The organism is Nocardia salmonicida (assembly GCF_036142455.1).
GTDB lineage: Bacteria > Actinomycetota > Actinomycetes > Mycobacteriales > Mycobacteriaceae > Nocardia > Nocardia salmonicida.
Genome location: NZ_CP108014.1, coordinates 2,443,302 through 2,455,091 on the forward strand (window position 1 = coordinate 2,443,302; position 11,790 = coordinate 2,455,091).

Genomic DNA, 11,790 nt, shown 5'->3' on the forward strand with positions numbered 1-11,790 from the left:
GGTGCTCACCATGTGAGCACCGGTTTGACGACAGCGCCCGCGCGCTGGTCGGCCAGCGCGGCACCGACCTCGGTGTGCGGGTACCGGGTGATGAGGCGCTCGACCGGGAAGCGACCGGCGGCGTACAGATCGAGCAGCTGGGGAATGAAGGTGGCAGGCACGCTGTCGCCTTCGAGGCAGCCACGAATTACCTTACCGTGCAGCACGAGATCGCCGATGTCGACCGGTGGCGCGCCACGGCCGAGACCGACGGCCACCACCGTGGCACCGACAGCGAGCGCGGCGACGGCATCGCCTAGAACAGCGGCGACACCGGTCGTATCGAGCGCGTGGGTCGCACCGCCGTCGGTGAGTTCGCGGATGCGTGGCGCGGTGGGCCCGTCGGCGGGATCCAGCGCCGCGTCAGCGCCGAGCTCGACAGCCAGTTCCCGCCGCGCGGCGGATGTTTCGACGACGACCACGCGCACGTCGGGAATCGACCGAGCAGCGAGCAACCCCGCCATCCCGACCGCGCCCGCCCCGTACACAGCGACCCACGCACCCGGCTCCGGGCGCAACGCGTTCAGGACAGCGCCCGCGCCGGTCTGGAACCCGCATCCGAACGGCGCCGCTACCGCGAGGTCGATCGCGGGGTCGATCACGATCGTGTTGTCCTCGGTGGTCAACGCGTAGCCGGCGAAACTCGACTGACCGAAGAATCCGTCCAGCACCGGAGAACCGTCGACAAGCGCCCGGGGTGTGTCGTCCGCGCGCCGTCCGAATTGGTTGAGCGCGGTGGCGCGGTGGCAGTAGGCCGGACGATCGGCCGCGCAGTTGCGACAGGTCCCGCAGTGCCGGAAGGTCAGCACAACATGATCGCCGGGCCGGACCGTGCGCACCTCGGACCCGACCGCCGCGACGATGCCCGCACCCTCGTGTCCGAGCAGAATCGGACGATCCGCGGCACCCGCGCGGCGACTGACCAGATCGGTGTGGCAGATCCCGGCGGCGGCGATCCGCACCAGGATCTCCCCGGCACGGGGCTCGTCGACCTCGATCGGCTCGATCGAGAACTCCGCCGACGGATCGCGCGACAACACCGCCGTTGTGCGCATCAGGAGACCCGTTCCAGCAGGAAGTAGAAGTATTGGCCGCGCGAGAGCACCAGTTCGGGGCGCCCGTTCATGATGCCCATCAAGGTGGTGTCATCGAGCCACTTGAAGTGGTCGAACACCGCGCGGCCGTCGTAGACCATCGTCGCGGTGACCTCGCCGCGGAACTCGACATTCCACAGGGTCGCTTCGCCCTGTCCCAGCTCGACATTCGAGAACAAGGTGCCGTCCTCGGCTCTGCACATCAGTGGCTTCGCGTCGTCGAGAGCGAGGAAATTCTTGCCGTACCAGCGGCTGGCAGGCAGCGCGCGACACAGCGGGTGACCGGTCTGGAACGCGTCGCCGCGCCATTCACCGAGGATCTCCTCGGCGCGAGCCGGGCGTAGCCGGGTCCACAGCTGGTCCAGATCGGCGGTATCGACACCGTCTGTCTGCTCCCTGAGCTGCTGCCACCGTGGTTTGTCCGCGCTCATCAAGCCTCGTCTCACAGAGTTCAGAACCGTCCGGTTCACATGGGACCATAGTTCCGAACCAGATGGTTCGGCAAGGGGTACGCTTCGGCTCATGCGGGCAGCAGGTCAGGCAACACGGGAGCGAATACTCACCGCGGCGAAAGCGGAGTTCGCCGAATTCGGCATCGCCGGTGCTCGGATCAACCGCATCGCGGCCGCCGCGCACGCCAGCAAAGACCGTCTCTACGCGTATTTCCCGGGCAAGAACGAGCTCTACGCCGCTGTCACCGAACGCTGGACCACCGAGACCAGTAGCGAAGCCGCGATGTCCGCCGACGACCTTCCCGCCTATGTGGGCCGCCTGTTCGACCACTTCATCGCCCACCCCGACAACGCCCGGCTACAAGCCTGGTCCGAACTCGAGCCGTCCGGCGATATTCCCCAGGTCCTGCGGCGCACCATCGACGCGAAACTCGTCGAACTCCGCCGCGGCCAGCACGAAGGACTTGTCACCACCGACATCCCGGCCACGATCCTGCTCCACATGCTCACCGACCTGGCTCGCACATCAGCCGCCCACGCCCGGGCCGGAACAGTCGTCGCCGGCCGCGACCGCCTGGCAGAGCAGCGCTCGGCGATGGTGTCGGCCGTCGCGCGCATTGTGACTCCTCGCTAATAACCGGTACCCACGGAGACCAACCGGCTAGGAGCTCCCCCAGCCTCCTTGTTTTTTGAGACGGTGTGTTCGTGCGCAGGTCGGGATGATGGATGGGCGGAATACATGTATAGATGCGCATATCTGCGTATCGGCATTAAATAAATCAGGAGTTGTGGCACCCAAGATCGTCGACGTGGCCCTCGACCACCCGAACCGGAATGACCAGGACGATTCAAACCTGTACCGCCCCTTCGTAAACGCGCTCCCCCACCACCGGCCGGACCGGGTAACACGGCCCCGCTCCCCCACCTCGTACAGTTGCCGAAATGAACGAGGATCTACGCATCTGCTTCATCGGGGACTCCTTCGTCCAGGGCATCGGTGACCCGGAGTACCGCGGCTGGGTCGGCCTCGTACTCACCGCGACCGGCCCCGGCATCACCGCGTTCAACCTCGGCATCCGACGCAACACCTCCGACGATGTCCTGCGTCGCTGCTGGCGCGAAGTCGATCCGCGCGTGCTGCCCGGCGCCGACAATCGCCTGGTGATCTCCTTCGGCAGCAACGACGCGGTCGTGGAGGACGGCAGCGTCCGGGTCGGTAAGGCGCGCTGCCTCGACAACCTCGCGACCCTCCTGGCCGAAAGCCGCGAGCGCGCGATCCATCCGCTGGTGATCGGCCCACCACCTGTCGTCGACGGCGGCGAGGAGCATCTGCGCCGAACGGTCGAACTCGCCGACGACATGGCGAAACTGTGCGGCGCGCGTGACGTGCCCTTCGTCGCCACCACCAAGCACTTGGCCGAAGACCCGATCTGGGCCGGCGAAGCCGCGTCGGGCGACGGCGCCCACCCCGGCGGTGCCGGTTACCAGCGCTTGGCCGAGCTGATCCTCGATGGCGGGTGGCACTCGTGGATCGCCCGGCCTCGCCTGTGAGTGCTATTCCAGAATGCCGAGATGCTTCAGGTCACGGACATATTTGGCGATGAGATCTGTAGGCAGGTGCGGGATGTCGTTGTCAGGACCTATCTGTGCGGCGCGGACGGCGGCACGGAAGCCGTCGGCGGGCAGAGCCGAGCCGCGCAAAGGACGGCCGGGCTTGCGGTAGGCGTCGAGGAGCGGGAGCAGGGTGTGCTTGCGCTGGGGTTCGGGCAGGGCACGCAAGGCGGTTTCGAAGCGGGCGAACCAGTCGTCGTAGCTGTCGATGCGATCGATGCGGTGGCCCGCTTCGATCAACCAGTCGACGAACACGTCGAGGGAGATCCCGTCGTCGTGCGGGTTGAGGACGTCGTAGGTGCGGTATCCACTCGAGGCAGCGGCGCCCAGTTCGGTGATGGCCGTGGCGACGAAGTCGGCAGGTAGGCCGTCGTAGTGGGCGCGCTGTGGTTGCCCGTGGGAATCGGTGCGGTAGAACGATGTCGGCGCGAGCCCGGTGACGAGCACACTCAGCAGCAGACGGGTGAACACGTCGGGCACATTGAGCTGGCCGCGGAAGTGACTGTGCGCCAGGATCATGTCCGAGCGGAATACCGCGACGGGCAGCCCGAACCGCTCGGCAGCCTCGCGTAACAGAACCTCGCCCGCCCACTTGCTGTTGCCGTAGCCGTTGGCGTAGGAATCGTCGAGTCGGCGAACCGGACTCATGGTTCGCACGTCGCCGTCCTCGGCGAAGGACTCCCCCTGCGCCGCGACAGCCACCGTCGACAGATAGCTCACCGGCTTGCGGGTAGTCGTCAGCGCCAGCCGGATGATCTCGGCCGTGCCGACCACATTCGGACCGAACAGCTGCGCGTACGGGAGCACATGGTTCACCAGTGCCGCGGAGTGCACGATCAGATCGACCTCGCCGGCCAACCGATCCCAGGTCGGCTGCGGCACACCGAGATTCGGTTCACCGATATCACCGGGCAGCACTTCCAAGGTGTCCTTCGCGAGAACCTGGAAGTGTATGGCCAGCTCACTGTCGCCGGTGTCGAACGCCGCGTCGAGGCGCTCTCGGGCGGCGACCTCGTCACCGCCACGGACCACGCAGATCACCTTGCCGCCCTCCGGGGCGAGCCGCTCGAGCCAACTCAGCAGCAGGAACCGCCCGAGATATCCGTTCGCGCCGGTGATCAACACCGTCTTCGCCGGCGTAGCGGCAGGTAGGCGCGCGGCGGTGCTGACATCCACGAACTTCTCGAGCGTCAGATCCGCCGCGCGGATCTCGGTAGCGCCCTTGCCGTGCACCGCGTCGGAATCGGTTCTGTGCGTGCCGGGTTCACGCTCACGTCGCACGTAGTCGGCGATCCGCGCCAAGTCGCTGTCCGGTCCGAGCAGCACATTCACCGGCACGTCCACCGCGAGCAGTTCCCGCAGCAGCGTCGAATACGACAGCGCAGCCAGCGAATCACCGCCGAGATCACCGAATCGTGCGTCCGGACGCAGATCCGCCGGATCGCCGCCGAGCACAGCGCGAGCGGCGCGGGCGACGGTGTCGTACACCGGCAGCCCGGGTGCGTCGCGACGCAGCCGCTGCAGTTCGTCTTCCTGACCCCGTGCGAGGTCGGCATAGAGCTGCTCGAGACGCTGCCCGTAGCGCTTTTTCAGCTTGGGCCGCAACAGTTTCCCCACCCCGGACAGCATCCCGTCGGCTGTCGAGAACGGTTCGGACTCGATGATGAAGTCACGCGGAATCTCGTAGGGCTCGAGTTCGGCCGCGGCGGCGGCGCGGTGCAGCGACGCACTCACCGCGGCGCGCAACTCGTCGGCAGGCCCCGCGAGCGCGGCCTCGGTGGGCACTACGACCGCCAGCAGATATGCGCGTTCACTGCTGCCGTACACATAGATCTGGCGCACCAGGTCCGCGCCCGCGAACACCGCCTCCAACCGCGACACCGTGACGAACTCGCCCTGGGAGAGCTTGAGGACATTGTTGCGGCGGTCGACATAGGCCAACCGGTCGGGCGCCAACTCGACCACCACGTCACCGGTGCGGCAGAACCCGTCGGCGTCGAAGACCTCGGCGGTCACCTCGGGGCGGCGGTAATACCCGGCGATCATGGTGGTGGTCTTGAGCAGTAACTCGCCGCGCGGATACGGTTTGTCGGTGCCGAAATAGCCGAGCTCCGGCACATCGACGAGTTTGTAATCCAGTACCGGCGGGCGCATCACCTTCGTATCGAAGATCACCCCGCCGCCGGTCTCGGTGGAGCCGTAACCGTCGTGTAGGCGCAGGTGCAGTACCGACTCGACGAAGGCACGCAGGTCGGGTGCGATCGGCGCGCTGCCGCACAGCACCGACAGCAGCCGGCCACCCAGGAACCGTTCGCGCAGTTCGGTTTTCACGGTGTCGATCGCCGCGTCGCCGCGCTCGGCGACCGCACGCTGGAAGCGCTGCAGGATCATGTCGCACACCCGGGGCACCAGGAAGATCTCGGTGGGCCGCACCAGGGAGATGTCGGTGAACAATGTCGACAGGTCCGGCGCCGCCGCGAAATACGCCGTGCCGCCACGGGCGAGCACGCTGTTGAGGGTGAGCCGAGCGGCGATATGGCACATCGGCAGGAAGTTGACATTGATCGCGGTCAGCGGCCGCGCGGGCTGCCAGCCCACCGCGACCAGGCGCTGGGTGTACATCGCGCCTTTGGGGGTCCCGGTGCTGCCCGAGGTGTAGATCAGCAGTGCGAGAGGGTCCTCGCCCTCGGCGGGCACGCTCAGCGGAGCCGCGTCGGCGCGGCGACCCTGCTCGATGGTGTCGTCGAGGGTGCCGAGCACGAGACCCGATCCCCCGGCCCGAAGACGGGAGCGGGCCGCGTCGAGGGCATCCCGGTGATCGTCGTCGTCGGCGTGATGGTCGAACACGATCAGCGAACGCGGCGTGACGCCTGCCAGTACCGCGTCCACGGCGATGTCCAGGTGCGCGGTATCGACCGCGAACACCGTCGGCTCGGTCTCGTCGAGAATCGACCGCAACTGTTCCAGACCCGCACCCGCCTGCAACGGCACCGCGACCCCACCCAGGTGGATCGTGGCGAGATCGAGCACGGTGTAGTCGGCACTGGTGAACCCGAGCACCGCGACGAAATCCCCCGCGACGACACCGTCGCGATGCCAGGCCGCGGCGAGCGCGCGAGTGCGCTCCCACACCTGCCCGTAGGTCAGCAAGTCGAACTCCGGCAACAGCTTTCGCGTCGACCGTCCGCCGTTCTCGACCAATTCGGTACGGCGGGTGCCCAGTGCCGGGCGATCGGCGTAGGCGGTCATGACGGTCTCGACGATGCGCGCCGTCGCGAGTCCGGGAGTCGTCACGATGGCGTGCACATCCTCGACGGGCCGCGCCGCACGGATCTGCTCATCTCGGGCGTAGAGCGCCTTGATGCGGTCGGCCAGCTGCCCCGCGGCGAGCTCTACAGTCATGCTTCACACTTCCGAATGCCTTGCCACGCTTGACGTTGCGCGGACTCGGGGTCGACCAAGACGCGCGGCGGATGGTCGATGATGGAGGTGGTGCGGCGTTCGGCGGTGTAGGGCGACCACGGCGCCAGCGGTCGGCCGGTGCGGGCGAAGCTGAGCCAGTTGTCCTGGATGTAGTCCTGGACCGCGAGGAAGGCCCGCCTGCCACCGGCTGCGGTCATCGCGCGCCCGACGGGGCCGTCGACCCAGCCGAAGACGGGGACCAGGTCGAGCGCGTGGGTGGCGCCGAAGCCCGCCAGGTGCAGCGCGCGCGGGGCGTAGTCGTACCGGTAGGCGTAGGTGGGGGCGTATCGGCTGTGGCCTTCGAGCACGGCCAACGTCGGACGTAGGAACAGGTGGTCGCCGCCGACCCGTACTGCGGTCCGTGCTGCCGGATAGCCGGGGTAGCTGCTGGTCACCCGCTTTTCGGTGCCGGGCTCGTAGCGTTCGAAGATGGTGCTGAGCTGCTGAGGGGTGTGTGGCACCGACTTGGCGAAGCGCTGGAACAGTGTCGCCTCGTCGCGGTTGGTGCCGATGATCAACGGCACCGGATGCGCGCGGCCCGCCGCTATGGCGTCCAGAGGCATCTCCGGGAGGAAGTCGCCGTCCGCGACAGGGGCGTAGGGAAAGCTGCCTGGTTCCTCGCGCAGCGAACGACCGAGCGCGCGGTCACCCGCCCGGCACAGCTCCTTCGCGGACACAGTGTTCAGCACGGTCGCGGCGTCGGCAGGGGTCGCGCCGAGCCGGTCCAGGCAGCGACGGGCGAAGCGGTGCGCCTCCTCCGGTGTCGAGGTCCAGTCAGCGGGGGCGCTCTGCGCGATCGCTCGATGGAACAGGCCGCGCGCGGCGGGCGTCGCCAGCAAGCTGACCACCGCGTGCGCACCGGCCGATTCACCGAAGATGGTGACGTTGTCGGGGTCACCACCGAACGCGGCGATATTGCGACGCACCCATTCCAGCGCCGCGACCTGATCGCGAAGTCCGAGGTTCGACTCGAAAGGTCTGTCAGCCGTGGAGAATTCGCTGAAGTCGACATACCCGAGCGCGCCGAGGCGGTAGTTCACCGACACCACGATCACGTCACCGCGCGCGGCCAACCGTGCGCCGGAATACATGCTCGACGTGCCGATCAGGTATCCGCCACCATGGAAGAACACCATGACCGGGCGCGGGGTGGCCGACGGCGTCGCCGGCGCGGTGACATTGAGCGTCAGGCAATCCTCCCCGGTGGGTTGCCAGGTCCGCGGGCCGATGCGGGCACCGTTCGGATTCTGCACCGCGGCGTAGCCGAACTCGGTCGCCGACCGGACTCCCGTCCACGGTCGAACAGGCTGGGGCGCACGCAACCGCAACGCTCCGATGGGTGGGGCCGCGTAGGGCAGGGCACGCCAGCGGGCGATTCGACGACCCGCACGACCGCGCACGACTCCGTCGGCGCTCACGATCTCGGTGGACAACATCCCTCGAATGTACGTGGTACCGACGGTACCGCGCAGCTGGTTCGGTCGGCGAACTTTTCCGAAGCCGCATCGACACCGCGGACTAGACTGAGTCGATGACCGGCGAGGATCCGGAAAAGGCCCCGTGGGCGGCGGAATTCACCCCCGATATCGCCGCACTCGATCGCTTGGTTTCCACCTGCCGTGCCTGCCCCCGGCTCGTCGCCTGGCGCGAAGAAGTCGCGGTCGTCAAACGGGCAGCCTTCCGCGACGAAGAGTACTGGGGTCGGCCGGTACCCGGTTTCGGGCCCGCCGACGCTCGAATTCTCGTGGTCGGCCTCGCCCCCGCCGCTCACGGCGGTAATCGCACCGGGCGCATGTTCACCGGCGACCCGAGCGGCAATGTCCTGTTCGGTGCGCTACACGCGGTCGGCTCGGCGACCGGCGCGCATCCGGTGAGCCTCGACGACGGCATCGAACTGGTGGATACCCGGCTCACCGCGCCGGTGCACTGCGCCCCGCCGGAGAACAAGCCGACACCCGAGGAGCGTCGCCGCTGCGCGCCTTTCCTCAGCCGGGAACTGGAACTGATCGGCCCGACGCTTCGGGTGATCGTCGTCCTCGGAGGCTTCGGCTGGCAAGCCCTGTTCACTGTCCTTTCCGCAGGCGACTGGACTGTGCCACGTCCGCGTCCACGATTCACCCACGGCGCGCAAGTCGCCATCACCCATCCCGACGGCCGATCGGTCACCGTGCTCGGTAGTTACCACGTGAGCCAGCGCAATACCGCGACGGGAAAAGTAAGCCCCGCGATGATCGAAGACATACTGCTGCGGGCGAAGACGATCGCCGAGTCCTGACCGGAATTCGCGGCCTCGTCACCTAGGATCGAGCAGTGCTGACGCAATGCGTCGTTCCGCGCGTACGCGAATTACCTGCAGACACCGGAATTCGCCGCGGGCATCGACGAGCTCGTCGACCTGCCGGGCGAAGCGACCACCGCCGTCATATGCGCCGAAGCGGTGCCGTAGCACGTCAGCATCCATTTCATCTCGACTCGAACAGCAAGCGGTTCGGCAACAGTTCACTGCGATGGCAGGAGATCCGACGATGAGTTCGCTGGCAATGAGCACACTGGATGTCTCCAGATGGCAGTTCGGTATCACCACGGTCTACCACTTCATCTTCGTCCCGCTCACCATCGGACTGGCACCGCTCGTAGCGGGAATGCAGACGGCGTGGGTGATCACCGGAAAAGAACACTGGTATCGGCTCACGAAGTTCTTCGGGAAACTGTTCCTGATCAACTTCGCCATCGGCGTCGCCACCGGCATCGTGCAGGAATTCCAATTCGGGATGAACTGGAGTGAGTACTCCCGATTCGTCGGCGACGTCTTCGGTGCGCCGCTGGCATTCGAAGCGCTGGTCGCTTTCTTCCTGGAGTCGACATTCCTCGGATTGTGGATCTTCGGCTGGACCCGATTGCCCAAACTCGTTCACCTCGCGACGATCTGGATCGTCGCCTTCGGCGTCAACGCCTCGGCGTACTTCATCATCGCGGCCAACTCGTTCATGCAGCACCCGGTCGGCGCGAAGTACAACCCCGACACCGGACGCGCCGAACTGGACAGCATCTGGGCGCTGCTCACCAACAACACCACCCTCGCGGCATTTCCACACGTGGTCGCCGGCGCATTCCTGACCGCGGCGACCTTCGTCGTCGGCGTCGCCGGGTGGTTCATGGTGCGCAACGCGCGCAGCAATGATGCCGCGAAACTCGATGAAGCCAGGATCATGTGGCGACCGGCGGCCCGCGCAGGGATGTGGGTCATCGCCGCATCGATCGTCGTGGTGGGGGTGACCGGCGACATCCAGGGCAAGATCATGTTCGATCAGCAGCCGATGAAGATGGCGTCGGCGGAATCGCTGTGCCACACCCAGACCGATCCGAAGTTCTCGATCCTCACCGTCGGCACACACAACAACTGCGACAGTGTCACGCATCTACTGGAAGTTCCGTACGTGCTGCCGTTCCTGGCCGAGGGCAAGTTCACCGGCGTCACGTTGCAGGGCGTGGAGGATCTGCAGGCGTCCTACGTGCAGGACTACGGGCCCGGAAATTACCGGCCGAATCTCTTCGTCACCTATTGGGGCTTCCGCGGCATGATCGGCTTGCTGGCCGGACCTGCGCTGTTGCTGCTCGCCGGTCTCTGGATGACGCGCGGTGGCCGAGTACCCGACAAGCGCTGGTTCTCCTGGCTGTGCCTGATCGCCATCCCCACTCCCTTCCTGGCCAACAGCGCGGGCTGGGTCTTCACCGAGATGGGACGCCAGCCCTGGGTGGTGGTGCCGAATCTGACCGGCGACACGACCATTCGGATGACCGTGGCGCAGGGTGTCTCCGATCATGCGCCGGGCACGGTGATCTTCTCCCTCGCCGTCTTCACGTTGCTCTACGGCGCACTGGCCGTGGTCTGGTATTACCTGATGCACCGCTACACCGTGGTCGGGCCCGAGCCGGGGCCGACGGCGTCCGATGACGAGTCCGGTCCCGATGACGACGGCGGTGGCGGTAGGCACCGCGCCGAACCCGTCGAGCCGCTGTCCTTCGCGTACTAGGAGACGACGATGAGTCTGCAGCAATTCTGGTTCGTGTTGGTCGGCGTGCTGTTCACCGGCTACTTCATTCTCGAGGGCTTCGACTTCGGTGTCGGCATGCTGATGCCGATCCTGGGCAAGGGTTCGGATGCGCGCAGGCGCGTCGTGCTCAACACGATCGGCCCGGTCTGGGACGGCAACGAAGTGTGGCTGATCACCGCGGGCGGTGCGATGTTCGCGGCGTTTCCGGAGTGGTACGCGAGCTTGTTCTCCGGGTTCTACCTCGCCCTGCTGCTGCTGTTGGTCGCGTTGATCCTGCGGATCTGCGCCATCGAGTGGCGATCGAAGATCAACTCGCCGAAGTGGCGGGCCTGGTGCGACGTCGGCATCGGCATCGGCTCGTGGATTCCGGCACTGGCTTGGGGCTGGGTCTTCGCCAACCTCGTGCGCGGTGTGCCGCTGGACGAGAAGCGCCAGGTCGTCGGCTCGGTGTGGGATCTGCTCAGCCCCTACGCGCTGCTCGGCGCGGCGACCACGGCCATCCTTTTCGCCCTGCACGGCGCGATCTTCCTGGCGCTCAAGACCGGTGGCGAGGTCCGTGACGATGCCCGCACCTGCGTCCGGATCCTGTTCGTGCCCACGGTGGTGATCGTCGGCGGGTTCGGGCTGTGGACCCAGCTCGCCTACGGCTCCGGCTGGACCTGGGGCGCTCTCGGCGCCGCGGTACTCGGCCTTGTCGTCGCCGGTGGCGCCACCGTCGCGGGCCGTGACGGCTGGGCCTTCATCGGCACCACGCTCACGATCACCTCGGCCACCGTCCTGCTGGTGGGCTCGCTGTACCCGAACGTGATGCCCTCCACCATCGACCCCGCCTTCGACCTGACCATCTACAACGCCTCGTCCAGTCACTACACCCTCCAGGTGATGAGCTGGGCAGCGGTGCTGTGCACCCCGGTGGTTCTGATCTACCAGGGCTGGACCTACTGGGTCTTCCGCAAACGTCTGACGGTGGAACAGATTCCCGAACCGACCGGGCTGCCCCTGACGAAATAGGCCTTCCGCCCACAACATCCGCCGCGCGCGTCATGGCACCGACAGTGCCGTGGCGCGCGCGGTGCG

At 66.9% G+C, this 11,790-nt stretch carries 9 protein-coding genes and 1 pseudogene; 6 read left to right on the top strand and 4 right to left on the bottom strand.

The features are described from left to right. Nucleotides 1-5: 5 nt before the first annotated feature. Entirely contained in the window at nucleotides 6-1,094 is a 1,089-nt protein-coding gene (locus OHS03_RS11585; RefSeq protein ID WP_328662734.1) for an NAD(P)-dependent alcohol dehydrogenase, read from the bottom strand. Beyond that, nucleotides 1,094-1,564: a DUF4334 domain-containing protein gene (locus tag OHS03_RS11590; RefSeq protein ID WP_328662735.1), complete on the bottom strand. Its 471-nt coding sequence runs from the start codon at nucleotides 1,562-1,564 to the stop codon at nucleotides 1,094-1,096. The genes OHS03_RS11585 and OHS03_RS11590 overlap by 1 nt, the downstream gene beginning before the upstream one ends. A 91-nt stretch (nucleotides 1,565-1,655) precedes the next feature. On the opposite strand from OHS03_RS11590, the gene OHS03_RS11595 reads away from it, so the two are divergent. Together OHS03_RS11595 and OHS03_RS11600 are read left to right on the top strand one after the other, a co-directional pair. Beyond that, nucleotides 1,656-2,219, top strand: coding sequence for a TetR family transcriptional regulator (locus OHS03_RS11595; protein ID WP_062981020.1), 564 nt, complete (start codon nucleotides 1,656-1,658; stop codon nucleotides 2,217-2,219). A gap of 308 nt (nucleotides 2,220-2,527) precedes the next feature. Continuing rightward, nucleotides 2,528-3,136, top strand: coding sequence for a GDSL-type esterase/lipase family protein (locus OHS03_RS11600; RefSeq protein WP_328662736.1), 609 nt, complete (start codon nucleotides 2,528-2,530; stop codon nucleotides 3,134-3,136). Between the two features lie 3 nt (nucleotides 3,137-3,139). Here the strand turns inward: OHS03_RS11600 and car are convergent, their stop codons facing one another. Next, nucleotides 3,140-6,598, bottom strand: coding sequence for a carboxylic acid reductase (gene car / locus OHS03_RS11605; RefSeq protein ID WP_328662737.1), 3,459 nt, complete (start codon nucleotides 6,596-6,598; stop codon nucleotides 3,140-3,142). Then, a complete protein-coding gene (locus OHS03_RS11610; protein WP_328662738.1) occupies nucleotides 6,595-8,094 on the bottom strand; it encodes a carboxylesterase/lipase family protein in 1,500 nt (499 codons plus the stop codon). The genes car and OHS03_RS11610 overlap by 4 nt, the downstream gene beginning before the upstream one ends. Nucleotides 8,095-8,189: 95 nt before the next feature. Here OHS03_RS11610 and OHS03_RS11615 point away from each other — a divergent pair, with 95 nt between their 5' ends. The 4 genes and pseudogenes from OHS03_RS11615 (at nucleotide 8,190) to cydB (ending at nucleotide 11,724) form a co-directional block, all read left to right on the top strand. After that, on the top strand, nucleotides 8,190-8,933 hold the full coding sequence (locus OHS03_RS11615) for a uracil-DNA glycosylase (protein WP_328662739.1): 744 nt from the start codon (nucleotides 8,190-8,192) through the stop codon (nucleotides 8,931-8,933). 57 nt (nucleotides 8,934-8,990) lie between these two features. Then, nucleotides 8,991-9,104 (top strand): annotated as a pseudogene (locus OHS03_RS11620) (DUF488 domain-containing protein); the annotation flags it as partial. Between the two features lie 94 nt (nucleotides 9,105-9,198). Continuing rightward, entirely contained in the window at nucleotides 9,199-10,692 is a 1,494-nt protein-coding gene (locus OHS03_RS11625; RefSeq protein ID WP_328664178.1) for a cytochrome ubiquinol oxidase subunit I, read from the top strand. A 9-nt stretch (nucleotides 10,693-10,701) separates the two neighbouring features. Then, nucleotides 10,702-11,724 (top strand): cytochrome d ubiquinol oxidase subunit II, encoded by a 1,023-nt coding sequence (cydB, locus tag OHS03_RS11630; RefSeq protein ID WP_328662740.1) that lies wholly within the window; start codon nucleotides 10,702-10,704, stop codon nucleotides 11,722-11,724. The last annotated feature ends 66 nt before the right edge of the window (nucleotides 11,725-11,790 follow it).

Bases quoted from the DNA above. Each gene is read 5' to 3' on its own strand.
- OHS03_RS11585 (WP_328662734.1), bottom strand. From the start codon at position 1,094: ATGCGCACAACGGCGGTGTTGTCGCGCGATCCGTCGGCGGAGTTCTCG.
- OHS03_RS11590 (WP_328662735.1), bottom strand. From the start codon at position 1,564: ATGAGCGCGGACAAACCACGGTGGCAGCAGCTCAGGGAGCAGACAGAC.
- OHS03_RS11595 (WP_062981020.1), top strand. From the start codon at position 1,656: ATGCGGGCAGCAGGTCAGGCAACACGGGAGCGAATACTCACCGCGGCG.
- OHS03_RS11600 (WP_328662736.1), top strand. From the start codon at position 2,528: ATGAACGAGGATCTACGCATCTGCTTCATCGGGGACTCCTTCGTCCAG.
- car (WP_328662737.1), bottom strand. From the start codon at position 6,598: ATGACTGTAGAGCTCGCCGCGGGGCAGCTGGCCGACCGCATCAAGGCG.
- OHS03_RS11610 (WP_328662738.1), bottom strand. From the start codon at position 8,094: ATGTTGTCCACCGAGATCGTGAGCGCCGACGGAGTCGTGCGCGGTCGT.
- OHS03_RS11615 (WP_328662739.1), top strand. From the start codon at position 8,190: ATGACCGGCGAGGATCCGGAAAAGGCCCCGTGGGCGGCGGAATTCACC.
- OHS03_RS11625 (WP_328664178.1), top strand. From the start codon at position 9,199: ATGAGCACACTGGATGTCTCCAGATGGCAGTTCGGTATCACCACGGTC.
- cydB (WP_328662740.1), top strand. From the start codon at position 10,702: ATGAGTCTGCAGCAATTCTGGTTCGTGTTGGTCGGCGTGCTGTTCACC.